The sequence below is a fragment of the Bosea sp. AS-1 genome (assembly GCF_002220095.1).
GTDB lineage: Bacteria > Pseudomonadota > Alphaproteobacteria > Rhizobiales > Beijerinckiaceae > Allobosea.
In genome coordinates this window covers 945,758-970,818 of sequence record NZ_CP022372.1, presented here as the reverse complement: position 1 = coordinate 970,818, position 25,061 = coordinate 945,758, and the positions used below count along the sequence as shown (strand labels likewise).

Annotated in this window: 18 protein-coding genes; 16 read left to right on the top strand and 2 right to left on the bottom strand. The window is 66.0% G+C overall.

Annotation, left to right across the window (positions count from 1 at the left end):
* The first annotated feature begins 11 nt into the window (after positions 1 to 11).
* The 6 genes from CE453_RS06195 (at position 12) to CE453_RS06170 (ending at position 6,801) form a co-directional block, all read left to right on the top strand.
* A complete protein-coding gene (locus CE453_RS06195) occupies positions 12 to 710 on the top strand; it encodes a hypothetical protein (protein ID WP_089173789.1) in 699 nt (232 codons plus the stop codon).
* Positions 710 to 1,483 (top strand): SDR family NAD(P)-dependent oxidoreductase, encoded by a 774-nt coding sequence (locus CE453_RS06190; protein WP_089173788.1) that lies wholly within the window; start codon positions 710 to 712, stop codon positions 1,481 to 1,483. The genes CE453_RS06195 and CE453_RS06190 overlap by 1 nt, the downstream gene beginning before the upstream one ends.
* A 120-nt stretch (positions 1,484 to 1,603) precedes the next feature.
* A complete protein-coding gene (locus CE453_RS06185) occupies positions 1,604 to 3,073 on the top strand; it encodes a M81 family metallopeptidase (RefSeq protein WP_089173787.1) in 1,470 nt (489 codons plus the stop codon).
* Between the two features lie 103 nt (positions 3,074 to 3,176).
* A complete protein-coding gene (locus tag CE453_RS06180; RefSeq protein ID WP_089177739.1) occupies positions 3,177 to 4,778 on the top strand; it encodes an ABC transporter substrate-binding protein in 1,602 nt (533 codons plus the stop codon).
* 190 nt (positions 4,779 to 4,968) lie between these two features.
* A complete protein-coding gene (locus CE453_RS06175; protein WP_089177738.1) occupies positions 4,969 to 5,910 on the top strand; it encodes an ABC transporter permease in 942 nt (313 codons plus the stop codon).
* Between the two features lie 12 nt (positions 5,911 to 5,922).
* Positions 5,923 to 6,801: an ABC transporter permease gene (locus tag CE453_RS06170; RefSeq protein ID WP_089173786.1), complete on the top strand. Its 879-nt coding sequence runs from the start codon at positions 5,923 to 5,925 to the stop codon at positions 6,799 to 6,801.
* Positions 6,802 to 6,822: 21 nt separating this feature from the next.
* Here the strand turns inward: CE453_RS06170 and CE453_RS06165 are convergent, their stop codons facing one another.
* Positions 6,823 to 7,233 (bottom strand): MarR family winged helix-turn-helix transcriptional regulator, encoded by a 411-nt coding sequence (locus CE453_RS06165; RefSeq protein ID WP_089173785.1) that lies wholly within the window; start codon positions 7,231 to 7,233, stop codon positions 6,823 to 6,825.
* A gap of 142 nt (positions 7,234 to 7,375) precedes the next feature.
* On the opposite strand from CE453_RS06165, the gene CE453_RS06160 reads away from it, so the two are divergent.
* The 10 genes from CE453_RS06160 to CE453_RS06115 all read left to right on the top strand — a co-directional run bounded on the left by CE453_RS06160 (position 7,376) and on the right by CE453_RS06115 (position 23,903).
* The gene (locus tag CE453_RS06160) at positions 7,376 to 9,154 is read left to right on the top strand and encodes a chloride channel protein (protein WP_089173784.1); all 1,779 of its coding nucleotides are present in this window, start codon (positions 7,376 to 7,378) and stop codon (positions 9,152 to 9,154) included.
* Positions 9,155 to 9,313: 159 nt separating this feature from the next.
* The gene (locus CE453_RS06155; RefSeq protein WP_089173783.1) at positions 9,314 to 10,312 is read left to right on the top strand and encodes a D-cysteine desulfhydrase family protein; all 999 of its coding nucleotides are present in this window, start codon (positions 9,314 to 9,316) and stop codon (positions 10,310 to 10,312) included.
* 463 nt (positions 10,313 to 10,775) lie between these two features.
* The gene (locus CE453_RS06150; RefSeq protein ID WP_089177737.1) at positions 10,776 to 12,497 is read left to right on the top strand and encodes a ShlB/FhaC/HecB family hemolysin secretion/activation protein; all 1,722 of its coding nucleotides are present in this window, start codon (positions 10,776 to 10,778) and stop codon (positions 12,495 to 12,497) included.
* A 33-nt stretch (positions 12,498 to 12,530) separates the two neighbouring features.
* On the top strand, positions 12,531 to 16,688 hold the full coding sequence (locus CE453_RS06145) for a beta strand repeat-containing protein (RefSeq protein ID WP_089173782.1): 4,158 nt from the start codon (positions 12,531 to 12,533) through the stop codon (positions 16,686 to 16,688).
* 129 nt (positions 16,689 to 16,817) lie between these two features.
* Entirely contained in the window at positions 16,818 to 18,806 is a 1,989-nt protein-coding gene (locus CE453_RS06140) for a caspase family protein (RefSeq protein WP_089173781.1), read from the top strand.
* A 68-nt stretch (positions 18,807 to 18,874) separates the two neighbouring features.
* Complete coding sequence (locus tag CE453_RS06135) at positions 18,875 to 19,840, top strand: hypothetical protein (protein WP_089173780.1); 966 nt, start codon at positions 18,875 to 18,877, stop codon at positions 19,838 to 19,840.
* 280 nt (positions 19,841 to 20,120) lie between these two features.
* Complete coding sequence (locus tag CE453_RS06130; RefSeq protein WP_089173779.1) at positions 20,121 to 21,257, top strand: ABC transporter substrate-binding protein; 1,137 nt, start codon at positions 20,121 to 20,123, stop codon at positions 21,255 to 21,257.
* 11 nt (positions 21,258 to 21,268) lie between these two features.
* A complete protein-coding gene (locus tag CE453_RS06125) occupies positions 21,269 to 22,330 on the top strand; it encodes a FecCD family ABC transporter permease (RefSeq protein WP_089173778.1) in 1,062 nt (353 codons plus the stop codon).
* A gap of 4 nt (positions 22,331 to 22,334) precedes the next feature.
* Entirely contained in the window at positions 22,335 to 23,120 is a 786-nt protein-coding gene (locus CE453_RS06120) for an ABC transporter ATP-binding protein (RefSeq protein WP_089173777.1), read from the top strand.
* A gap of 3 nt (positions 23,121 to 23,123) precedes the next feature.
* Entirely contained in the window at positions 23,124 to 23,903 is a 780-nt protein-coding gene (locus tag CE453_RS06115; protein WP_089173776.1) for a class I SAM-dependent methyltransferase, read from the top strand.
* A 117-nt stretch (positions 23,904 to 24,020) separates the two neighbouring features.
* Here CE453_RS06115 and CE453_RS06110 read toward each other — a convergent pair whose 3' ends face one another.
* Positions 24,021 to 25,055: a GSCFA domain-containing protein gene (locus CE453_RS06110; RefSeq protein WP_157732913.1), complete on the bottom strand. Its 1,035-nt coding sequence runs from the start codon at positions 25,053 to 25,055 to the stop codon at positions 24,021 to 24,023.
* Between the last annotated feature and the right edge of the window lie 6 nt (positions 25,056 to 25,061).

Genomic DNA, 25,061 nt, shown 5'->3' with positions numbered 1-25,061 from the left:
GGGAGGGTGCATTGAGTCTGGCGGGTGAAGGGGCGGTCGCGATCTGGCACGACATCGCGCCGGAGGGGCGCGGTGAATTCTATGCTTGGCACGGCCAGGAGCACATGCCGGAACGCGTCGGCATTCCCGGCTTCCTGCGTGGGCGCCGCTATGTCGCGATCGAGGCCGAGCTGGAGTTCTTCAACCTCTATGAGGCGCTGAGCGTCGAGACGCTGAAGAGCCAGGACTACACCGCTCGCGTCAACGCACCCACGCCCTGGACGCTCAGCGCCGTCAAGCATTTCCGCTCGGTCGCCCGTTCGATCTGCCGGGTCGTCGAGAGCACCGGCCCGGCACAAGGCGGACTGATCGCGACGCTGCGCTACGATGTGCCGGAAGGTCGGGAGAAGGATCATCGCGAGGCGCTGGTGCGGCGCCTCATTCCCGATCTGCTCTATAAACCCGGCATCGCCGGCGTGCACCTGCTCGTCGCCGATGCCGAGGCGAGCGGCGTCGCGACCGCCGAGCAGAAGGCCCGCGGCGTCGCCAATGCCGTGCCGCGCTGGGTACTGCTGCTCGAGGGCTGGGGCGACGAGCCCGATTTCGCCGCACTGGCGAAACAGGCGTTGTCACCCGCCGCGCTTGATGCCATCGGCGCCGCCGGGCCCTATTCGCTCGGCCTCTACCGTCATCAGATCACCCGCACCAAGACCGCCTGGAGCGCCGGCTGATGGATGCCCGCTATGATCTCGCCAGCCGCAAGGCCATCGTCACAGGTGGTGCTGGAGGCCTCGGCCGCGGTATTGCCGCGGCGTTGCGCGATGCCGGCGCGACGGTGGAACTGTGGGACGCTCATCTCGCCCGCCTCGGTGAAGCCGCTGCCGAACTCGGCGTCGGCCAGCGCCAGGTCGACATCACCGAAGCCGCCGCCGTTGATGCCGCCGCCGCGGCTGCCTTCGCCGCCCATGGGCGCATCGACATCCTCGTCAACAATGCCGGCATTCTGGGCGAGGTGAAGCCGATCTGGGAAACCGATCCGCGAAATTTCGAGGCGGTGCTCCGGGTCAACCTGTTCGGCACCTATCTCGTCAGCCGGGCCTTGCTCGGCCGCATGCGGACGCAGGAGCCGCGCGTTGGCATCGGCGGCCATCCGCTGCGCGGCCACGTCGTCAACATCGCCTCGATCCAGGGCAAGGAGGGGATGGCGCTGGCCGCCGCCTATTCGGCCTCCAAGGCAGGCGTGATCGCCCTGACCAAGAGCACGGCCAAGGAGACCGCGCGCGACGGCATCACCGTGACGGCGATCACGCCCGCTGCCGCCGAGACCGCCATGGCGAAGGAGATTTCCGTGGAGCGGCGCGCCGACATCATGTCCCGCATCCCGATGGGGCGTTTCGTCGAGGTCGAAGAGGTGGCGCGCATGGTACTCTGGCTCGCCTCGGACGAATGCTCCTTCTCGACGGGCGGCATCTTCGACCTGTCGGGCGCCCGGGCGACCTACTGATCGAGGGGCTCACGCACCGAAGCCGATACCGCAGGCGCACAATTCGGGAGCGGCGCTGCAGCTTGACATGGCCTTCGCGGCCAACCGAACATGAGGATCACCTTTTCGGAAAGGTAGCTTATGCGTCTGTTTGCCGCTTCGCTCGCGACCGAAACGAACACATTCTCCCCTATCCCGACATCACGGGCCAATTTCGAGGCCTCGGCCTATTTCCCGGCCGGACATCACCCCGACCGGGCAACCCACACCACCGCTCCGCTCTATGTCGCCCGGCAACGCGCCAAGCGCGACGGCTTCGAACTGATCGAAGGCTCCTGTTTCTGGGCCGAGCCGTCCGGAACCTGCGTCAAGGCCGATTACGAGGAGATGCGGGACGAGATCCTCGCCCAGCTCAAGGCCGCGCTACCGGTCGACGGCGTCCTGCTCGGGCTGCACGGTGCCATGGTCGCGCATGGTTATGACGACTGCGAAGGCGACATCCTCGAGCATGTCCGCGCCATCGTCGGCCCCGACGTCCCGATCGGCGTCGAGCTCGATCCGCATTGTCATCTGACCGAGAAGCGGGTGCGTCTCGCCGACGCAATCATTCTCTACAAGGAATATCCGCATATCGACTTCGTCGAGCGGGCCGAGGAGCTGGTCGACCTCATACTGCGTACGATCCGCGGCGAGATCAAACCCGTGATGTCGCTTTACGATTGCCGCATGATCGAGCTGGTGCCGACCACGCGCGAGCCAGGCCGCTCCTTCGTCGATCGGATGAGCGCGCTCGAAGGCAAGGATGGCATCCTTTCCGTTTCGCTGGCGCATGGCTTCCAGCAAGGCGACGTCCCCGAGATCGGCACCCGCGTCCTCGTCGTGACGGACAATGCCAAGGCGAAGGGCGATGCGCTGGCGGCGAAGCTCGGCGAGGAGTTCCGCTCGCTCAAGGGACAGTTCGCTCCGCCCGTGACGCCGCTCGACGAGGCGCTCGACCGCGCGCTCGGCGGGCCCGCCAACGGCCCGCGCGTCATCGCGGATTCGACCGACAATGCCGGTGGTGGCGCGGCTTCGGACAACACCAACATCATCCACCGCCTGCGCGAACGCGGCATCGCCGACGCCGCTGTCGGCCCGGTCTGGGACCCGGTCGCGGTCGAGTTCTGCCTCACGGCGGGCGTCGGCGCGACCATTCCGCTGCGCTTCGGTGGCAAGGCCGCCTCGACCTCGGGGCCGCCAGTCGACGGCGAGGTGACGGTGCTGGGCGCGGTCCGCAACGGGACGCAGAGCTTCGGCACAGCCAAGGTACCGATCGGCAATGCCGTCGGCATCCGCATCGACGGCATCGACGTCGCACTGCTCTCGCACCGGACACAGGCGCTGGGGCTGGAGATCTTCACCAGTGTCGGTATCGACCCGACCCAGAAGCGCATCGTCAGCGTCAAGTCGACCAACCATTTCCATGCCGCCTACGGCCCTATCGCCAGCGAGGTGATCTACACCGATGGCGGCGGCCCGTCGCATCTCGACGTGCGCAAATATCCCTACCGCAAGATCAACCGGCCGCTCTGGCCGCATGATCCGCTCCCGCCGGGCCGCCTCGTCGTCTGACGCCGCGCGCCCCCGGATGGAACAGGAGAGAAGAAGCATGCCCCGATAAGGGCCAGACGAGGTGAATGCCCGCGGCCCAGCCTGCAACGAGGAGGAGAACGACATGACCACGACACGCCGACGTTTCGTTCAGGGCGGATTGGCAACCGGTGCGCTCGTCGCCGCCCCGGCCACGATCCGCGCCCAGTCCACGCCTTCCACCGCACGCACCATCCGCGCCGTGCTGCACGGCGATCTTCGCGTCTTCGATCCGGTCTGGACCACCGCGAATATGACCTCTTATCACGCGGGCATGGTCTACGACATGCTGTTCGGCGTGAACGAAAAATATGAGCCGCAGCCCCAGATGGTCTCGAAATGGTCGCTCTCGGACGACCGCAAGACCTACACCTTCGAATTGCGCGACGGCTTGAACTTCAGCGACGGCACGCCCGTGACCGCCAAGGATTGCGTCGCCTCGATCCGGCGCTGGGGCGCGCGCGACGGCGGCGGTCAGCACATGATGGCCCGCCTGGCCGACACGCCGGTCAAGGACGACAAGACCTTCCAGATCGTGATGAAGGAGCCCTATGGGCTCGTGGTGGAATGGCTCGCAAAGGCTGCGACCAATGTCTGCTACGTCATGCGCGAGAAGGAGGCGCAGACCGACCCCAACCAACAGATCAGCACGATCATCGGCTCCGGCCCCTTCGTCTTCAACGAGGGCGCCGTCGTCCAGGGCCAGCGCTACGTTTACGACAAGAACCCGAACTATGTGCCCCGCTCAGAGCCTGCGGTCTTCACCGCCGGCGGCAAGGTGGTGAATGTCGACCGGGTGGTCTTCGAGAACATCGCCGATGAGGCGACCGCGATCGCCGCGATCCGGGCCGGTGAGATCGACATGATCGAATATCCGAACGTCGATCTGCTCGACTCGCTCGCCGGTGAGAAGGAGATCAAGCTCGAAGTGCTCAACAAGCAGGGGCAGCTCGGCTGGGTTCGCGTCAACTGGCTCTATCCGCCGTTCAACAACGTCAAGGCCCGCCAGGCCATGCTGCACCTCATCCACCCGACTGAGGTGATGAAGGCGACCTTCGGCGATGAGAAGTATTTCCGCGGCTGCTCATCCCTGTTCGGCATGGGCACGCCGATGGAGAACGATGCCAATATCGACTGGTTCAAGACGGCGCCGGACATGGAGAAGGCGAAGCAGCTCGTCAAGGAATCCGGTTATGACGGGCGCCCGGTGGTGGTACTGCAGGCGACCAACATCGCCTACATGAACAATGCCGCCAACCTGGTCGCGCAATGGATGCGCCAGGCCGGCTTCAACGTCTCGCTGCAGGCCTCCGATTGGGGCGCTGTCGTCACGCGCCGCGCCGTGAAGTCCCCACCGGACCAGGGTGGCTGGAACGTCTTCTTCACCTCCGGTTCCGTCAACGCCTTCGGCAACCCCGTCTCGCTCAGCGGCCACGCCGCCAATGGCGAGAAAGGCTGGTTCGGCTGGCCAAGCAACGAACTGCACGAACAGCTGCGCGACAAATGGGCCGCGGCCCAGACGGACGCCGAACGCAAGCAGATCGCCCGCGACATCCAGCAGAATGCCTGGGATTTCGTGCCGCACATGTATTTTGGCCAATGGTTCCAGCCGGCCGCCCTACGCAACCTCACGGGCCTGATCGGCATGCCCGAGCTGATTCCGTTCTGGAACGTGAAGAAGGGCTGAAAGCCTCGTCGCGCCCTGCGCCCGACAACCGGGACCCGCGCCAGGCGGGCCCCGGCTCTCTGCGTCGTCTTGCGAAGGCGATCGCGCGGCAGCAACCCCGACGATGGCTATCCGCCCCGCGCTGCATCCACCCATCGGCCGATGGCCGCCGGTGCCCGCAACGACCCAGTCGAAGGAGGACGACGGGACCATGCTGAGCTACCTCGCACAACGTCTGGCATCGACCATTCTGGTGATGACGCTGGTCGGCATCTTCGTCTTCCTGCTGCTGCATTTCTCGGCGGGCGATCCGGCCGCCATCATCGCGGGGGACTACGCCACGCCGCAGCAGATCCTCGCCATTCGCCAGAGGCTCGGGCTCGACGATCCCCTGCTCGTCCAGTTCGGACGCTGGGCGCTGCGCGTCGTCCAGGGCGACCTCGGCGTTTCGATCTTCTCCAGCACACCAGTTTCGACGCTGATCCTGCAGCGCCTTGAGCCGACTTTGTCTCTCGCCGTGCTGACGATGCTCTTTGCCGTCACCATCGCCGTCACGCTGGGCGTGCTGGCCGCCTGGAAGGCAGGCCGTCCGATCGACCGGCTCTTGATGGGGTTTTCGGTGCTCGGCTTCTCGATGCCGGCCTTCGTCGTCGGCTACGGGCTGATCTATATCTTCGCGATCGAACTGCGCTGGCTGCCTGTGCAGGGCTATCGACCGATCCTGGACGGCATCGGCCCATGGTTCCTCCACCTCGTGCTGCCGACGGTAACGCTGGGTCTCGCCTATATCGCACTGATCGCGCGCATGACCCGCGCCTCGATGCAGGAGGTGCTGGAAGAGGATTATATCCGCACAGCCAACGCCAAGGGCGTTTCGGCGCGCACCATGCTGATGAAACACGCATTGAAGAACGCCGGGGTGCCGATCATCACGGTGATCGGCATCGGCGTGGCGCTGCTGATCGGCGGCGTCGTCATCACCGAGACCGTCTTCAACATTCCCGGCGTCGGCCGCCTCGTCGTCGATGCGATCTCGAAGCGCGACTATCCGATCATCCAGGGCGTGATCCTGGTCTTCTCGGGTATCTACGTGCTGATCAACCTCGCGGTCGATCTCTCCTATTCGCTTATCGACCCGCGCATCCGGCATTGAGGGGCGCGACCGATGACTGCGATCACCGCTCCGACCACCCCCTCGACCTCCGGCAACCGGCTCGCCCGCTTCGGCCGCTTCGCGCGCCGCAATCCGACGATCCTGCTGGGCGCGGCCATCCTGATCTTCTTCGTCGCCGTCGCGATCATCGCGCCGCTGATCGCCGGCGATCCGATGCTGAAGCTGCCGACCCGGCGCCTGCAGCCGCCCTCCCGGGAACTCTGGTTCGGCACCGACCAGCTCGGCCAAGACGTCTTCGCCCGAACCGTCTACGGCGCCCGCGTCTCGCTCATCGTCGGTCTGAGCGTCGCGGCGATCTCGGTCCTCGCGGGGCTGATCATCGGGCTGTTCGCCGGCTATTATCGCTGGTTCGACGGCATCGTCATGCGGCTTATGGACGGGCTGATGGCGATCCCCGCCATCCTGTTGGCGATCGCGATGGTTGCCCTCAATCAGGGCAGCATCGCCATCGTGGTGGCAGCGATCTCGATCCCGGAGCTGCCGCGCGTGGTGCGGCTGGTGAGGTCGATCGTGCTCGGCGTCAAGCAGTTGCCCTTCGTCGAGGCAGCGATCGCCTGCGGAGCGGGCACGCCGCGCATCCTGTTCCGCCACATCATGCCGAGCACGATCGCGCCTCTGATCGTGCAGGCCACCTATATCTGCGCCTCTGCCATCCTGGTCGAGGCCGGGCTTTCCTTCCTGGGCGCTGGCGTTCCGCCGGAGGTTCCCAGCTGGGGCAACATGATCGCCTCCAGCCGGCTTTATCTCGCGCGTGCCCCCTGGACGATCTTCTGCCCGGCTGTCGCGCTCGCCCTGGTCGTGCTGGCGGTCAATCTGCTCGGCGACGGATTGCGGGACCGTCTCGACCCTCGCCTCTCGCGGCGGCTGTAACGAACTCGGCCTCCACGCCCATCAGGAGGAGCGCCGCAGAATTTCCTCCAAGGTCGGACGGATTCGCGAAAGCTCGTCGAGATGGGCACCGGACAACGCGGCGAGATGCTGCTCCGCGGCCGCTGTCAGCCTGAGCAGGACGCGCCGCTGATCCGCGCCGTCATGGCCGCGGTCGACCAGCCCAGCCTCGACCAGCCGGTTGGCCAGTTCCACCGCCGTGTTGTGCCGGATCTTCAGCCGGTCGGCCAGGTCGCCGACGGCGATCGGGTCTCCATGCCTGTAGCCCTTGATGACCAGAAGCGCCTGATGCTGCCGCGGCGTGAGCCCCGCCTGCTTCGCCGCATTCTCGCTGAACTCCAGGAAGGAGCGCAGCAGATAACGGAACTCCGCCAGCGCCGTATAATCGTCCTGCGTCAGGCGAGGTCGTGACAAGGCTCAGGCTCCGGGCGATTGCTCTTCTTCCCCCTCTACACCGCTGCCGGCGCGCCTCGCAAAGAGCAGCTTGACAAATTTATATCGTATTACGATAGACCTGCCACACTCGCTTCCCACGCATCTCATGAGGAATACCCCGATGGCCGCCCGCAGCCAGGACAAGCGCCGCCTCGGCGACTTCACGACCAGCCCGCGCGTGCTCGTCATCGCGGCGATTGCGGTTGTCGTTGCCTCCGCCGGTGTGCTGGCCGGCATCGCACTGCTGAACCTGATCCGCCTCGCGACCAACATCGCCTATTTCCACCGCCTCTCCTTCGCGGAGGTGGATATGGGCAGCATCCAGCTCGGCCCCGGCACGGTTCTCATCCCGGTCATCGGTGCGCTGATCGTCGGCTTGATGGCGCGTTTCGGCAGCGAAAAGATCCGTGGCCACGGTATTCCCGAGGCCATCGAAGCGATCCTGCTCGGGCGCTCACGGCTCGACGCCAAGGTCGCGATCCTCAAGCCCCTGTCCTCGGCGGTGGTGATAGGAACCGGCGGCCCCTTCGGTGCCGAGGGCCCGATCATCATGACCGGCGGCGCGATAGGCTCGCTGATCGCTCAGGCGCTGCCTGTCAGCGACAGCGAGCGCAAGACCCTGCTCGTCGCGGGCGCCGCTGCCGGCATGACCACCGTGTTCGGCACGCCGATCGCCGCCATCATGCTGGCGGTCGAACTGCTCCTGTTCGAATGGACGCCGCGCAGCTTCATCCCGGTCGCGGTTGCAGCCATCGTCGCGGAGGTCGAGCGCACGCTGCTGCACATGCCGGCACCGCTCTTCCCCTTCACGGGGTCGATGGAAGCCTCGGTTCCCGGCCTGCTCGGCTGGGTCGCCATCGGCATCGCGGCCGGCGCGCTCTCGGCGCTGCTGACGCAACTCGTCTATGCCTGCGAGGATGCCTTTCTCAAGCTGCCGATCCATTGGATGTGGTGGCCGATGATCGGAGGCGTCGTCATCGGCCTCGGCGGCCTGATCGATCCTCGCGCGCTTGGCGTCGGCTATGCCAACATCGCCGACATGCTGGGCGGTCAGACGCTGGCGGCGGCAGCGATCACGCTGCTCGTCACCAAGGCGGTGATCTGGTCGATAGCTCTCGGCTCGGGCACTTCGGGCGGCGTCCTGGCCCCGCTTCTGATCATGGGCGGCGCCATGGGGGCGGTGGCCTCCGGCGTCCTCCCGACGGCATCACCCGGGTTCTGGCCTCTGCTCGCCATGGCAGCGACGATGGGTGGCACGATGCGCGCGCCACTGACCGCGACCTTCTTCGCGGTCGAGCTGACCGGGAACACCCATGTGCTGGTGCCGCTGATCGCTGCCTGCGCCGCGGCCCACGCCTTCACCGTACTCGTCATGAAGCGCTCGATCCTGACCGAGAAGATCGCGCGGCGCGGCCATCACATCGTCCGCGAATACCGCATCGATCCCTTCGCGCTGACCCGCGTCGAGCAGGTGATGACTCGCCAGGTCGAGACGGTTCCGGCCGCGATGACCCTGCATCAGGCGGCGCGCTTCCTCGCCGCCCCCGAGCGTGGCCATCCGAGCTTTCCGGTCGTAGACACCGAGGGCCGGGCGCTCGGCATCATCGACCCGCCCTCGGTCATCCGCTGGCGACGCTCCGGAACGCATCGAACCGCGCCGCTGGCGGAGATCCTGCCGCCGGACCGCCTCGTAGTCGCCTATCCCGACGAATATCTGGAGAGCGTCGCCGACCGGCTCTCGGAAGCCAATGTCGCGCATCTGCCAGTGGTCTCCCGCGAGGGAGGAAAACTGGTCGGCTATCTCGGCTGGAAGGACCTGATGCGGGCGAAGATCCGGCTGCAGGAAGAGGAAAGCCAGCGGACGACATTCCTGCGCGGCCGCTCTGCCCGGCCAGCCTAGCTCCCGACCTGACCGGTCGCGAGGTTCGCCTCGCCGGCCTCGGCTATCGCTGTGTCGGACACGCACGGCAGGCATGCAGCGATCGACCCGGCGCTCCGATGCTCCGGCGATATGGTGGCATGGCGCGATTCACGGCGCCTGCCTTCGGAGCCTGCTGGAATGAACCGACCCGACACGATCCGCCTCGCGGCGTTGCCGACGCCATTCGAGCCGCTCCCCAACCTGTCGCGGGCCTTCGGCCGCAACGGACAGGCCCCGTCGATCTGGATCAAGCGCGATGACTCTACCGGCTTTGCCGGAGGCGGCAACAAGGCACGCAAGCTGGAGTACCTCGTTGCGGAAGCCTTGAAGCGCGGCGCCGACACACTGGTCACGCTCGGCGCCATACAATCGAACCATGCCCGCCAGACTGCGGCAGCGGCCGCCCGGCACGGCCTCCGCTGCGTGCTCCTGCTGACGGATTCGGTGGAGAACCGAAGCGAAGCCTATCGAAACAATGGCAACTGGCTGCTCGACCGGATCTTCGGCGCTGATGTCCGCCTTCTCGCAGCGGGCGTGGATAGCTCCGTCGTCGCCGCCGAGACGATGGCGGCCCTGTCGGCGCAAGGGCGCAGCCCCTACCTGATCCCGGTCGGCGGCTCGAATGGCCTCGGAAGCCTCGCCTATCGTGACGCGGTTCTGGAGTTGGCAACGCAGGCGAAGAGCCAGGACTGCAAGCTCGATCACATCGTCCTGCCCACCGGAAGCGGCGGCACCCATGCCGGCATCCTGGTCGGAGTGGAGGAAACCGGATTGCCTTGCCGCGTGCATGGCATCAGCGTCTCGCGCTCGTCGGAGCAGGCGAGCGCCATCGTTTCCGGGCTCGTTCAGGAGATCGCCACTCTGGAAGGCCGCCCGCGCAGCACGGCCAGGCTGGAAGTCGATGCTTCCCAGGTCGGCCCCGGCTACGGCCAACCGACTGCGGCGATGGTCGAGGCGGTCGAACTGGTCGCGCGCACGGAAGGGATCCTGCTCGACCCCGTCTATACCGGAAAGGCGATGGCCGGGCTGATCGCACGCGTGAGAAGCGGCGCGATCGCCCCGGGCGAAACCGTCGTCTTCTGGCACACCGGCGGCGCCCCCGGCCTCTTCGCCTACCCCGAGGCATTTCCGGGCTAGCCGGCTTCGCGGCAGGGCGGCGTTCACGGTGCAGGCCGCCATCGCTCGCAACCGGATCGTGCCGGCTGGGTGCGAGGGCTGCACGAGCCGCCTCTCGCATCTCCCCTCGACGCCGGCCCAATTCTCCGCACCAGAAGCAGAGAAACCGCCCTCTGCCGCGCTCTCTCGCGACGGCGCGAGTTTTCCCACGAATTTCGTGGGAAACAGCGGCGATATACGTAATTGCCTACCTAAGGTATTTGAACATCTTTATATTACAACGACTTATTTTGGACTTGCTTCTTCAGGTCCAATTCTCTTTACGCTGAATACCGATCAATAACGCTGTTACAATTCAGCCACTCCGCACGACAGCGTGAAGTGAAAAATCCTTTTTTCTTGACGGGAACGCCATGAGTTGCTGCCATCGCATTGGGGCAGGAACTTGATGCGGATGGTTTTCGGCGTTTTCCGACGGACGAGCATGGCGTGGCTCGCTCTTGCGAGCGGTCTTCTGCTATCGTCTTCCGCCTTTGCCCAGACCGCCAGCCAGATCACGCCGCCGAGCTTCCGCCCCGATCAGCCTCGGGCTGGCGGGTCGTTGCTGTTCTCCGGAAAGCCCGGCCTCGACGCCCCGGCAGGTGCCGAACGTTTGTGGATCCGGCTTTCGGGCGTGACCATCGAAGGGGGGCGCGGCGAACTCGCCGGCGAGCAGGAGCAGTTCCGCGCCAAGCTCATCCGCGGGCGCATTCCCGCTTCGGAACTGTTTGCCGCTGCGCGGGAGCTGGAGGCGGCCTATGCCCGCGCGGGTTACGTTCTGACGCGCGTGCTGTTGCCAGCCCAGAGCCTGCGCGACGGTGGGCAGCTCCGCATCGTCATCGTCAGCGGCTACGTCGAACGGATCGACACCGGCGCCGTTCCCGAGAGGGTGCGGGCGCGGGTCGAGAGCGTCCTGGCTCCCCTGATCGGCAAGCGCGAATTGCGCCTGGCCGAGATCGAGCGCCAGCTGATGATCGCGGGAGACACGCCAGGCGTCGCCCTGCGCTCGGCCCTCTCGCCCGGGAAAGAACTAGGCGCCACCATTCTCGTCGTCCGAGCGGAGTATCGTCCTGTCTCCGGAACCCTCGGCTTCGACAACACGCTCTCCAGCTCGCTAGGCCGCACGACGGCGACAGCCGGCCTCGACGTCAACAGTGTCTTCGGCTTCGGGGAAGCTCTCTACTTCCGCGCGGCCGGTCATCCGAGCGGCTCGGACGCGACCGGATTCGGTGGCCTTTTCGATCAGTTTCCCCGTATGCGGACCCTGTCGGGCGGTGCGGTGATCCCGTTGGGGATCGACGGGCTGACGCTCAATCTGGAAGCGACCGAGAGCCGCACGACACCGAAGCCGCCCCTCGGCCTGCCTCAGACCGCCAGCGTGTTCGACCGCTATTCGGTGCGCCTGCGCTATCCCTGGATTCGCTCGCGCGCGCTGACCCTCGCCTCGGAGCTGATCTTCGATGCCGAGGAAGAGCGCATCGATATCCGCTTCGGCGGCGCCAAGCTGCCGCTCTCGCTCGACCGCCTCAGGGTGCTGCGGGCCGCCACCGACGGTACGATGCAACTCCCCAACGGTGGCGCCCTCTCGGGCCGCGCGATCCTTTCGGCCGGGCTCGACGCGCTCGGCGCCCGTAGCGCGTCCGATGCCACGCCCCTGCTGCCACTGTCGCGCCTGGGAGCGAATGCCGACTTCCGCAAGTTCGAGGCCATCGTCTCATATGCACAACCGCTGATGGAGCATCTCGGGATCGCCCTGCTCGCCCGCGGTCAGACGTCGTTCAACCATGCCCTGCCACGCGCCGAGCAGCTCGGCATTGCCTCCTTCCAGGAACTATCGACTTTCGATGCTGGCACGCTGGGCGGTGACAGCGGCTGGATCCTGCGTGCCGAGGTGAACTCGCCCTGGCAGATGTCGCTCGCGGGTTTTCCGGTCTCCGCCACGCCTTACGCCTTCGCCGCAACGGGAGCGCTCTACCTGCACCGGCCCACCGTGGTCGAGCAGGCGACGACGCATGTTTCCTCCATCGGCGTCGGCCTGCGGCTGGGCGCGACGCTGGATCCATCTTTCTCGCAGGCGTCGCTCGCCCTCGAATTCGGGCGCCAGCTTCGTGACGGCCGGCTACCGAACTCCAACCGTTTCACCATGGTAGGCTCTATTCGCTTCTGAACATCGCCTCTCGGTTTCGACGAGGAATCGCGGATGAGAAGTAAAGCTGCAGTCTGGCTCGCGCTGCTCGCGAGCACGTGCCTCGTCCCACTCGGCTCTAGCCTGGCGGGAGAGCTGCCGGCCGGGCCGTCGGTCACGCACGGCTCGGTCGGCATCGCCACGCCGGGCGCGAGCACCATGACGATCCAGCAGTCTTCCGCCGCCGCGATCGTGAACTGGCAGAGCTTTTCGGTCGGGGCCGGCGCCAACGTCGACATTCGGCAGCCGTCGAGCTCGTCAGCACTGCTCAACCGCGTCACCGGCTCCACAAGCTCGACCATCGCCGGACAGATCAACGCCAACGGACAGGTCTATCTCGTCAATCCGAATGGCATCATGATCACGCCGAGCGGCGCGGTCAGGGCCGGCGGTGGTTTCGTCGCCTCGACGCTCGGCATCAGCGACGAGGACTTCAAGGCCGGGCGGCGTAGCTTTGCTGGCACTGGAGCTTCGGCGCCGGTGGTCAACCAGGGCACGATCGAGGTCGGTCGCGGCGGATATGCAGCGTTGCTCGGCGGCTCGGTCGAGAATACCGGCACGATCAGCGTACCGCTGGGACGGGTCGGTCTCGGCGCCGGCGAGCGTGCGACGCTCGACATCTCCGGCGACGGCTTCCTCGAGGTCGCCATGCCTTCCGGCTCGGCCGGCGAGAAGGCACTGATCCAGCATAGCGGCCGCATCCGAGCCAATGGCGGGCGCGTCGAGATGAAAGCCGCGACGGCGCGCGAGGTCGCCAGGCAGGCGATTAATCTGACGGGCGTTGTCGAAGCTCGGACGGTGGGCGGGCGCTCCGGAGCCATCGTCCTGGGCGGGGGGGCCGGCGGCACAGTCACTGTCTCCGGCCGGCTCACGGCCAGCGCGACCCGCCAAGGCCGCAAGGCCAACGCTACACGCAACCGCCCCGCGACGGCCGGAAAGGGCGGCGAGATCACCATCACCGGCGATCGCATCGGGCTTGCCGGCGCAAGCATCGACGCGAGTGGCCGCACCGGAGGCGGCACGATCCGGATCGGTGGCGACCTCCAGGGCAAGAGAGCCCTGCCGCATGCGCGCAGCACGGTCGTCGACAGCAAGACCACGATCACAGCGGACGCAACCGAAAGCGGCAACGGCGGCAGCATCGTCCTCTGGTCGGACGAATTCACCGGCTTCGGCGGCCTGATCCGCGCCCGCGGCGGGGCCACGGGCGGAGACGGCGGATCCGCGGAGGTCTCGAGCAAGGGCGTGCTCAGCTATACCGGGCAGACGGTCCTGACCGCTGCGCAAGGCAAGTTCGGGACCCTGCTGCTCGACCCCTACAATATCTACATCGAGAGCGGGCCGACCACGAACGGCAGCTTCACGCCAAGCGGAGACAATTCGGTCATCAACGCCACGGACCTCCAGAACGCCTTGGCGACGGCCAATGTCACAATCACGACGGGGGGAAACTCTGGGACGCAGGCCGGCAACATTACGGTCGGCGCCCCCATCACCTGGACACAGGCGACGACGCTCACGCTCGACGCCGACAACAATATCGTCATCGCCGGGGCAATTTCGGCTCCGCAGGGCGGATTGACCCTTTTCGCCGGCGGCACAATCACCACGCCGTTGAGCTGGACGACCTCAACCGGCAGCGCCATCGTAGGGTGCAGCTATTCCCCATGCGCCCCGGGGTCAGTCAATGTGGGCACGTTCACTCTTGGATCGGGAGCCTGGACGCAAACGGGACCGCTATATAACAACGCGGCCTTCTCGGCTGCGGATTTCCGTTTGTCGGGCGGCAGCTTTCTGCGCGTGCTCGGTGGTGACGGAACCACCACCCCCTATCAGATTGCCGATGTCTATGGCCTCCAAGGCATCAATACGATCACCAACCTGAGCGGCGGGCTCGATCTGACCCGGAATTACGTGCTGGCAAACGACATCGACGCCAGCGTGACGAGCGGGTGGACGGATGGCGACGGCGGCATCGTCGGCTTCACCCCGCTCGGAGGAATCGCGACACACAGCCTGCCCTATGCCGGGACCTTCAACGGACAAGGCCATACCGTCAGCAGCCTCTTCATCGACCGTCCGGGCGAAACAGGGGTCGGCCTCTTCGGCAGCGTCGGCCCGACCGCGACCGTGACCAACCTCTCCTTGGCGAACGTCAATATCAGCGGAAACTCCGAGGTCGGGGCAATCGCTGGACAAAATTCGGGGACAATCTCTCAGGTCAGTGCATCGGGAACCGTTGCCGGTGTCGTGTTCGGAACGCCCTCCGCCAATAATGGAGCGACAAGCATCGGCGGCCTGATCGGAACGAATGCCGGCACGCTGACCCGGTCCTATTCCACAGCCACGGTGAATGGTGGACCGTTCGGAAGTACCGTCGGTGGACTCGTCGGCATCAATCAGGCTGGAGCAAGCATTGCACAAAGCTATTCCGCCGGAGCGGTCTCGATCGGCAATGGCGGCCTGGCAACGTCGGGGGGCCAGCGCGGCGGCGTGATCGGCGGTCTGGTCGGCGAGAATATCGGCTCGATCTCTCAGACATATTCTTCGGCCACCGTCACGGCCGGCGCGTCCACCGTCCTGGTCGGCGGCCTTGTCGGTGACAATACCATTCTCGTGACCTCGGACGGAACGTTCACAGGTACCATCGCGCAGAGTTACGCTACCGGAGCTGTGTCAGCCGGAGCCAACAGCAACTCGGTCGGCGGCCTAGCCGGGCAGAATCTGGGTTCGGTATCGCAGGCCTATGCCACTGGAGCCGTGAATGGCGGCGCCGGCAGCACAGCCGTCGGCGGCCTCATCGGACTGAACGGAGCAACCGTCGCCGGCTCCTTCTGGGACCTCACGACGACCGGCCAGGCACAGGGCATCGGCACCGACAACACCGGCTCCGCCGCCCCAACAGGTTTGACGACGGCGCAGTTCCAGAACCCCGGCATCTTCGTGCCCCTGGCCAGCGCGCAAGGCTGGAGTTTCGAGGCCAATTGGGCTCCCCCGAGCGCCGGCTTCTATCCCGAGCTTTACACTCTCTCTCCCGTCATCCGCGCCGTCACCGACGGCACGACGCGGCTCTATGGCGGCTCCAGCGCCTTTTCGCTGCTCGCGAGCTATGGTGGCCCAGGCTCTTATGTCTTCGGTCCGTCCGGAGACACCCTTTCCCTCGCCAACCCATTCGCTAGTACGGCAACAGCGACGAGCCCAGTCGGGTCCTATTCCATCACCGGCGTGAACCAGACCAGCACGCTGGGCATCGCCTACCGCGTCGTGGCCACACAGACGGATGCGGCGCTCACACCGAGCATCACCGTAGCTCCCGCACCGCTGACTGTGACCGCAAATAACCAGAACAAGCCCTATGGGCTGCCCTTCGCCTTCATCGGCACCGAATTCAGCGTCAGCGGCTTGCAGAACGGCGAAACGGTCGGATCGGCAGCGCTATTCAGCGCCGGTGCCCTCTCCACCGCCAGTACCGGCCTTTACGCGATCCTGATCGGCAGCGCGACGGGCGGAAGCTTTAATCCGAGCAACTATGCGATCGCCTATGTCCCCGGCGTGATGAGCGTCGGAGCGGATCCGTCGCTGATCGATACCCCACCCGCTGGAAACCCCACACTGGATCTGCCGACCACCACCGTTTCCCTGCCTAATCCCCCAGATAATTTCGACCTGACCGGCGGCGGTGGCAACGGAGGTAGCGGCGGCGTCGGTGGTGGCGGGCCGACTCTCGGGACGGGACGGCCGGGAGAGCTCGATGCAGCGCGTGATACTCTCGCCTCCATCGAGCGGTCCTCGAACGACCTCGAATCGAAGGTCGCGAACTGCGAAAGCCAGTACGAGCGCCAGAAAAAGGCCGTGAACGAATACAAGACCTGCGTCGGCGGCGCGCTCGAGCAATTCGCCGATGCGCTCGAGGCGAAGGCCCTGACCCTGCCAGGGCCGATGCGGGGCATCCCCGCGGCGATCCGTCAGGCAGCGCGCAAGGTTCGCGCGGCCCGTACGATACAGGAGGCCCGTGCGGCCGTGGGTGCTGCCGTCGCCGAAGTCCGCAAGGCAATCGCCCTGATCCGGGCCGACGACCCGGCGATCGGCCGGCTCCAGTTGCAACAGGCCAACCGGATCGCTTCGGCCCTCGGATCAGTCGAGAGCCGGCTTTCGCGTGCGACAGGACTGTGAGGCCTTGCCGACGATGCCGGTGGCGTACGGTCCGAATGTGGACGCCCCTTGCCGGTAAGGGTAAAAATCCGCCGGGGCGCCCAACGGCGTCGCCATAGCGCGGATGTCCCCGGCGGGAAGAGCTTTGCGATGTTCGCACGCTGGCATAACGAGGGCGAATGGCCCGCATGGCTGCGGAACCGGTTCGCCGCGCTCGCCATCCTGCTCGTCGCGCTGTCGGCGAGCTTCCCGGCTATCGCGGAGAAGCGCGTCGCCCTGGTCATGGGGCTCAGCGCCTATAACGGCCTGCAAGAGCTCAAGAACCCGAAGAACGACGCGACCGACGTTTCTGAAGCGCTGAGGCAGCAGGGCTTCGAAGTCCTTTCCGGCGAGGACCTCGGCCTGGCGGCGATGCGCGACCTCGTCAAGCGCTTCACGGCTCGTGCCCGCGAGGCCGATGTCTCGCTGTTCTACTATGCGGGGCACGGCTTCCAGATCGACTCGCAGAACTATCTCGTGCCCGTCGATGCCGATATCCGGGACCCGGCTAGCATCAAGCAATCCATGATCACCCTGCAGTCGATCCTGTCTGGGCTCGAAGGCGGCAAGGGCATCAACCTGATTTTCCTCGATGCGTGCCGCAACAACCCGATACCACCAGGAGCCGCCGGAGTCGGCGTGACCTTGCGAGACGGGCTCGCCCGTATCGGCAACGCCGCCAATTTCCTGATCGCCTACGCGACGCAGCCCGACAACGTCGCCTATGACGGTGCCGGCCGGAACAGTCCCTTCGCGACGGCACTGATGAGCCATATCGCGACGCGCGGCCAGGACATTGCGGCGATGATGATCAAGGTGCGCCGCGACGTCATCGCCGCCACGGGCGGCCAGCAGATTCCCTGGGAGAATTCCTCCCTGATACGCCAGTTCGCCTTCAAGCCCGGTGCGCCCGAAACCGCCTCGCCGGAAGTCCAACTCTGGCAACTCGGCGTCGGCCTGCGCGATCCCGCACTGCTGAAGCTTTATATCGACCGCTTCCCGACCGGTGCGCATGTCAGCGAGGCACGCACCTACCTCGACCCGACCAAGCTGGCCTCGCTCGAAGGTGGCGCGGCGCGTGGTGCCGATGCCACCGGCGACGATGCGATGTGGGAACTGGCCTCGCGCGTACGGATGCGCCCGCTGACCGAGTTCTACCTGCAGCGTTTCCCCGCGGGCAAGCATATTGAGGCTGCCCGGAAGCTGCTCGAAGCCCTCCCCGATGCCAACAGCGCCGACATCCCGCCCGAAGCCCTATGCGAACGGCTGGCGACCCATCCGAGGGATGCGACCGCCAATCTCGATGGCGTACCGCTCGATACCCTCGTCGCCAACGTCGACCGCGCCATCGGCGCCTGCCGGCAGGCGATGACGGCTCACCCCGAGATACCGAACTACATGGCTCTGCTCGCACGAGCGCTATGGGCGGCCAACCAGCGCAGCGAGGCACTGCAGCTTTATCGAAAGGCTGCCGAGCGCGGCAATCTGCGCGCAATGGTGAGCCTGGGCCTGGTCCTCGAAGCGGGAGACGGCGTCCCCAAGGATGTGCCCGGCGCCTATGGCTGGTACGAGCGCGCCGCCGCGGGAGGAAGCGCCGATGGTGCGATCAACCTGGCCGTGGCGCTCATGCAAGGCAGCCCCCTGCCGCGGAACGTTCCACGCGCGCTAGAACTGCTCAGGACAGCCTCCGGACAGGGCTCGGCGATCGCCACTTTCAATCTCGGCGTTCTGGCCGAGCAAGGCGTGAACGGCTCGCCGGAGCAGGCGCTGGGTTATTTCCGCAAGGCCGTGGAGCTCGGCGATGTCAGAGGCTACCGTGCCGCAGCGATCCTGCTGGACGAGGGCCGCGGAACCCGCAAGGACCCAGATGCCGCAGCCGAATCCCTGTTGCGGGCGGTCGCGGCCGATACCGGCAGCACGCTCGACGAATTGACGAAAGCGACGAAGAACTGGTCCCCCGAAACGATCCGCGCGGTGCAGCGCCGGTTGCAGCGCGAGGGCTATTATCAGGGCGCCTTTGACGGGCGGACCGGCCCGAGGCTGCGCCAGCCCTTGGAGCGCTGGCGCAATGTCGGAAGCCTCTTTCCCAATAACGGGTAGTTGTCGTCGCGCGCATCGGCAGGCATGAAGCGGTAACCCGTCCCGAGTTCCGCCCGGAGCCTCTCCCGATGAGCGAGCGCCTGCTCTATCTCTCACGCCACGATGTCGAGGCGCTCGCGATCGACCCTGGCGAGGCCCGCGAGGCCGTTCTTCGGGCTTTCCGGGACCATGCCGCCGGCCTCAACAGCAGCCTGCCCAAGAGCGTGCTCACGCTCGGTCCCGGCCACGGCTTCCAGGCCATGACGGCAGCCTCGCAGGCAGACGCTGTCGCGACGCTGAAATGGGTCTCGATGGCCCCTGCCGCCCCAGGCAGCGCCGTACCGAGCGTCAGCGCGCTGATCTGCGTCAGCGACTATGCCAGCGGCGCCCCCTTGGCGATGCTCGACGGCGATGAGATCACGCTGATCCGCACCGCCGCGCTCTCTGCAGCAGCCGCCTCGCGACTGGCGCCGACCGCCCCCCGAACGATCGGTTTCGTCGGCTGCGGCCTTCAGGCCCATGCCCATCTCGCCGCCTTCCGGGCGCTCTACCCCGGCCTGACGAAAGCACTGGCTCTGAGTCGCAGTCGCGCCTCGGCGGAGCGCCTCGCCGAGGCCGCCAGCGCGCAGGGGCTTGCCGCCGCGGTCGTGACCGATGCCGAAACGCTCCTCGCCAACAGCGACATCGTCATCTCGATGGTGCCGGGTGCACCGGGCCTGAAGCCTTTCCTCGACGCTCGTCTGATGAAACCAACGGCCTTTGCCGCTGCCGTCGATATTGGCCGCAGCTGGATTCCCGAAAGCCTGCCCGCCTTCGACGTTCTGGCGACGGACAGCCTTGGACAATCGAAAGCGCCGTATGATGCCGACGGCAATCCGGTGACCACCGTCACCTTCGGGCACGATCTCGTCGAACTGGCCGGAGGCGCCGACATTGCACGGGACCGGCGCTCGTTCTTCTGCTTCCGCGGCTTCGCCCTTGCTGACCTGGCTCTTGCGCACCTGGCGGTCGTCCGCGCGCGAGAACGCGGCATCGGCATCGATTTGCCGCGGTGAGTCCTGCCGCCCTCATGCCTTTCGGCTTGTCGGGCACCGCCGGAAATCGCAACGGGATGAAGCGATCCGCGATGTTCATGCGTGTCATCGGCAGGAGACCCGGCTAGACATCAACGCGCCGATCGCACCTCTACTTTAGAATCCATCCGAACACCGACAGATAATTTTCACAAAAGCTTGCTTCCATTATATTTAGATCAATTACAAACTAGAAAATTGCTTTGCGAAACTACGTTATCCTGTGTTAGCGCGGGGCCATCTTCATGGATGGACCTTCCCGATGGCTGCTTTCCGATGGCTTCGCCGCCTGACTTCTGCGCTCACACTCGGCATCGCCGTGCTAGGCGCATCGGCGGCATCGGCGGAAACCATCGAGGTTACCGATCTCGCCGGCCGCGTCGTCAAGGTCACGCGCGATCCGCAGAAGATCGTCCTCAGCGAAGGCCGTCAGCTCTACACGCTGGCGATGCTCGACCGCGACGATCCCTTCAAGCGCGTCGTCGGCTGGGGCAACGACCTGATCGCGAATGACCCGGGTGCCTGGGACAAATATCTGGCGAAGTTCCCGAAGGCCAAGGATGTGGCCGACATGGGCAATCCCTATGCAGCCGATGTCAGCATGGAGAAGATCGCGTCGCTCGGCACCGAGGTCTATATTCTCGACCTGTCCAACTACTTCAAGGCGCAGGAGACCGGCTTGCTCGGCAAGCTGGAGAAAGCCGGCATCGCCACGATCTTCGTCGATTTCCGCCAGGACCCGACTCAGAACGTGCTGCCGAGCGTCCAGCTCCTCGGACGCGTGCTCGGTCGCGAGAAGGAGGCGAACGCCTTCGCCGACTACTATCTGCAGCAGACCCGGCGCATCTATGCTCGCGTCGGTGCCATTCCCGACAACAAGAAGCCACTGGTCTTCGTCGAGCGCGCCGCGGGCCTCCTGCCCTGCTGCGCGACCTTCGGCCCCTTCAATTTCGGTCGCTTCATCGAGGAGGCCGGCGGGCGCAACTGGGGCAGCCAGTACTTCTCCGCCTTCCAGGCGCAAGCCGCGCAGGAAAAGGTGCTCTCCGACAATCCCGACGTCTATTTCCTGACCGGGGCCAACTGGTACGGCAGCAACCCGGGCAGCACCGCCGTCAGCCTCGGCTACGACGCGACTCCCGAGAAGGTGCAGAAGGAGCTTTCGGCCCTGATGAACCGGCCGGGCTTCCAGCAGCTCAAGGCGGTGCAGGGCAAGAAGGTGATGGCCTTCTACCACCAGTTCTACGACGCGCCCTATTACTTCGTCGCCGAGCTCGCGATGGCGAAGGAACTCTATCCCGACCTGTTCAAGGACATCGATCCGGAAGCCATCTTCAAGGAATTCCACGAGAAGTTCCTGCCCATTTCCTATTCCGGCGTGTTCTGGGCCAAGCTGCAGTGAGGTAGAGGCGCATGGCCGCTGTCATGCCCGCGACGGCCCATGCCGCCACGGATTACCGCAAGCGCAACGCACGCCGGCTGCAGCTCGTTCTGCTCGGATTGCTCGTCCTTGTCCTGTCGCTCGCGCTCGATGTCTCGATCGGCCCGGGCAATCTGCCGCTGGCCGACGTGCTGCGCACCCTGATCGATCCGCAGTCGGCGTCGCCGCGGCTGTCGGTTATCGTCTGGGACCTGCGCCTGCCGATCGCATTGATGGCGCTCGCCATCGGGGCAATGCTCGGCCTGGCCGGGGCGGGCATGCAGACGATCCTGTCGAACCCGCTGGCCGATCCCTTCACGCTGGGCGTTTCTGCAGCAGCCACCGTCGGCGCCTCGGTCGCCATCGTCACCGGCTGGAGCGTCCTGCCCGGCGCCGGTCCCTTCATCGTCACGGCCAACGCCTTCGTCTTCGCGCTCGGCGCCTCGTTGATCCTGTTCTTCATGACCAAGCTGCGCGGCGTCAGCGCCGAGACCATGATCCTGGTCGGCATTGCCCTGCTCTTCACCTGCAACGCCATCACCGCGCTGCTGCAATACCGCTCGAATGAGGTACAGCTTACCCAGATCGTGTTCTGGACGCTGGGCAGCCTAGCCCGCGCCACCTGGACCAAGGTCGGCGTCGCGGCCCTGCTGATCGCACTCGCTCTGCCCTTCTTCCTGATGCGCGGCTGGGCGCTGACGGCGCTGCGGCTCGGCGACGAGCGGGCCGAGAGCCTCGGTATCCGCGTCGACCGTTTGCGCCTCGAGATCCTGATCGCGACCTCGTTGCTCGCGGCCGTCTCCGTCTCCTTCGTCGGCGGCATCGGTTTCATCGGGCTGGTCGGGCCCCATATCGCACGGCTGTTGGTCGGCGAGGACCAGCGCTTCTTCCTGCCGGTCGCGACGCTTGCGAGCGCGACTCTGCTGTCGCTTGCCTCCAGCCTTTCAAAAGCAATCACGCCGGGCGTCATCTACCCGATCGGTATCATCACGGCCCTGATCGGCGTGCCCTTCTTCTTCAGCCTGGTCATGTCGATCCGCAGCAAGGGGGCTTGAGACGATGGCGCTGGCGATCCACGACCTCTCCTTCCGCTATGGCGCCTCTCCCGTGCTGGAGCGGCTCTCCACCGGGGAACTGCCGCGCGGCAAGCTCGCGGCCCTCGTCGGCCCCAATGGCGCCGGCAAGTCGACCCTCTTCCGCTGTGCCGCCGGGTTGCTGCGACCGCAGGCCGGCTCCGCCACTCTCGACGGCGCCGACCTCGCCCCGCTCACGGGCCGTGAACGGGCGCGCAAGATCTTCTACCTGTCGCAGGATACCGAGGCGCGGGTGGCACTTTCGGTCTTCGACATCATCCTGCTCGCCCGCAAGAGCCTGCACCGCGGCTTCACGCTCGCCGCCTCCCCTAACGACATGCGCGCCGTCGAAGCCGTAATCGCGGAACTCGGCCTCGACGCCTTCGCCTCGCGCGACATCGGCACGCTCTCGGGCGGGCAGCGCCAGCTCGCGGCGATCGGGCAGGCGCTGGTGCGCGAGCCCGACGTGCTGCTGCTCGACGAGCCGACCAGTGCGCTCGACGTCCGCCGCCAGCTCGACGTCATGGCGATCATCCGCGAGGCGACGCGCCGGCGTGGAATCGTGACCGTCGCCGCCATCCACGATCTGTCGCTGGCGGCGCGCTTCGCCGACCGCGTCCTGGTCATGAATGACGGGCGCATCGCCCAGGCTGGAGCACCCGCCGACGTGCTTGCCCATCCGGCCGTTTCAGAGACATACGCGGTCGGCGTGCATCTTGAGCGCTCCGCCCGCGGCACGCTTCTGGTCGAGCCCTATATCCGGACTGAATGAGCCATGTCGGCACCCACCCCTCAGGATAATTTCTCCCTCAAGGAGGAGATCCGCGCCTATTGGTCGGCGCGCGCCGAGAGCTTCGACCTGTCCTACGGCCATGCCATCAAATCCGACCGGGAACTCCAGGCCTTCCAGCGGCTGATCCGCAGCGCTTTCGGGTCTGAGCGGCTCGACGTGCTCGACCTGGCCTGCGGCACCGGCGAGATCACCCGCGCCCTGCTCTCGCTGAACCATCGCGTCACGGCACTCGATTTCTCCGAGGCGATGATCGCCCGCGCCCGCGCCAAGCACGGCAAGGCGGCGCGCATCCTGCTGGGCGATGCCGAGCGTCTTCTCGACGACGAGGCCAGCTATGACGCGCTGATTACCCGCCATCTCGTCTGGACGCTGACCGACCCCGAAGCCGCCTTCGCCGAGTGGTTCCGCGTGCTCAGGCCGGGCGGCCGCCTGCTGGTGATCGACGGCGACTGGATCAACCGCAGTCGCTGGCAAGCCTGGGTCAACCGCTTCGGCACCTGGCTGCGCGACCGCCGAGGCGCGCCGGCGCATCAGATCGACGCCGATACGCACGCCTCGATCACCAAGCGCTTCTACTTCAAGGACGGCCTGAGCCAGACGCGGCTCGAGGCCATGCTGATGGCCACCGGCTTTACGGAGATCACGCCGGCCGACTATGCCCAGGTCGTGCGCGAACAGCAGCGAGCCGCCCCGCTGCATGACGCGATCCGCCTCGCCTCCTCGACTCGCTTCGCCCTGGTTGCGCGCAAGCCCGGGCCCTAGGCCCTCTGGCCGCAAGAGTGGACACAACGGAAGCCCGGCGTGTCCACTTTGGGGCGACCCGCGATGCGGCCGTCACTGGGGTTGCATTGGCAGCCCCAGTGACAGCCGGTTCGCTCGTCAGGCCGCCTGAGATTGCTCGACCGGCGCCAGATAGGCGTTCTGGAAGGTCGTCATCACATGCGCGACCATATCGCGAGCAATGTGGAGCTGGTCTTCCTGGAAGGCGATCGCCCGCGGCGAATTGAGCACGATCTCGTAGCTTGGGAAGTAGTCGACGAAGTCGTGGCGGCGGAACAGTTCCTCCGCCACCGCACGCAGCACCGACTTCGAGGCGCTGTTGGCGACGATGACATCGGCGTCCTTGAAGGTCGCGCCGAACGGCACCGGCGAGACGGTGACGACGAAGCGCATTTCCGGATGGCAATGCTCGCGGATCAACCCGAGCATCTCTTCCATGTCGGCGAGCGTCGCGTCGTAGCCATAGTCGACGAAGCGGAAGCGTTCCGGCATCCGCTGCAGCCAGTTCGGGCCAGGATGAGCATTCATCGCGATTCCTGTCTGCGCATCGAGCCAGGTCTCGGTCAGGCCGAGCGTAAAGAAGCAGACCCGTGCCTGCTTGATCTGCGCTGTCGCCTCGGCAAGACGCTTGCGGTTGGCGAAGGCGTTCTCGCGATCGAGTAGCTTGAGCCCACTGGCCTGCGGATCGAACCACTGTCCGGGCGCGAGCTCGATCAGCCCCTCGTCGGGGTAGCTCTCCCCGAGCAGGGCGCGCTTCAGCTCATGGGTCATCGAGCGCACCGAGTATTTGTTCAGTGCGCCGCGGGAAAGCTCGCCGCGATTGGCTCCACCGCCACGGCCGGTTTCCTCGTTCCAGGTCTCGAAATGCTCGGCCGGCACCCCGTGGCCATTGAGCAGCAGCCGCAGGCCGCGCATCATCAGGAGATTCTCGACCTCGCGCGCGAAGCACGAGCCCATGGTGAAGATCGGCCACGAAGGATCGATCCTGAATTTCGGCTTGTGCTCGATGGCGAGATAGTCGCCCGTGGTCAGGCGCTCCTTGGCCATCTTTTCCGGTTTGCCCGAAACCCAGCCGCGCACGGGGTTGCCGCGCATGATCGAAAGCGCTGTGCCGGCATCATATTCGATCTTCATGACCGT

What these genes read in the sequence shown, in the direction of transcription:
- CE453_RS06190 (WP_089173788.1), top strand. Translation starts at nt 710, where the DNA reads ATGGATGCCCGCTATGATCTCGCCAGCCGCAAGGCCATCGTCACAGGT.
- CE453_RS06185 (WP_089173787.1), top strand. Translation starts at nt 1,604, where the DNA reads ATGCGTCTGTTTGCCGCTTCGCTCGCGACCGAAACGAACACATTCTCC.
- CE453_RS06180 (WP_089177739.1), top strand. Translation starts at nt 3,177, where the DNA reads ATGACCACGACACGCCGACGTTTCGTTCAGGGCGGATTGGCAACCGGT.
- CE453_RS06175 (WP_089177738.1), top strand. Translation starts at nt 4,969, where the DNA reads ATGCTGAGCTACCTCGCACAACGTCTGGCATCGACCATTCTGGTGATG.
- CE453_RS06170 (WP_089173786.1), top strand. Translation starts at nt 5,923, where the DNA reads ATGACTGCGATCACCGCTCCGACCACCCCCTCGACCTCCGGCAACCGG.
- CE453_RS06160 (WP_089173784.1), top strand. Translation starts at nt 7,376, where the DNA reads ATGGCCGCCCGCAGCCAGGACAAGCGCCGCCTCGGCGACTTCACGACC.
- CE453_RS06155 (WP_089173783.1), top strand. Translation starts at nt 9,314, where the DNA reads ATGAACCGACCCGACACGATCCGCCTCGCGGCGTTGCCGACGCCATTC.
- CE453_RS06150 (WP_089177737.1), top strand. Translation starts at nt 10,776, where the DNA reads ATGGCGTGGCTCGCTCTTGCGAGCGGTCTTCTGCTATCGTCTTCCGCC.
- CE453_RS06145 (WP_089173782.1), top strand. Translation starts at nt 12,531, where the DNA reads ATGAGAAGTAAAGCTGCAGTCTGGCTCGCGCTGCTCGCGAGCACGTGC.
- CE453_RS06140 (WP_089173781.1), top strand. Translation starts at nt 16,818, where the DNA reads ATGTTCGCACGCTGGCATAACGAGGGCGAATGGCCCGCATGGCTGCGG.
- CE453_RS06135 (WP_089173780.1), top strand. Translation starts at nt 18,875, where the DNA reads ATGAGCGAGCGCCTGCTCTATCTCTCACGCCACGATGTCGAGGCGCTC.
- CE453_RS06130 (WP_089173779.1), top strand. Translation starts at nt 20,121, where the DNA reads ATGGCTGCTTTCCGATGGCTTCGCCGCCTGACTTCTGCGCTCACACTC.
- CE453_RS06125 (WP_089173778.1), top strand. Translation starts at nt 21,269, where the DNA reads ATGGCCGCTGTCATGCCCGCGACGGCCCATGCCGCCACGGATTACCGC.
- CE453_RS06120 (WP_089173777.1), top strand. Translation starts at nt 22,335, where the DNA reads ATGGCGCTGGCGATCCACGACCTCTCCTTCCGCTATGGCGCCTCTCCC.
- CE453_RS06115 (WP_089173776.1), top strand. Translation starts at nt 23,124, where the DNA reads ATGTCGGCACCCACCCCTCAGGATAATTTCTCCCTCAAGGAGGAGATC.
- CE453_RS06110 (WP_157732913.1), bottom strand. Translation starts at nt 25,055, where the DNA reads ATGAAGATCGAATATGATGCCGGCACAGCGCTTTCGATCATGCGCGGC.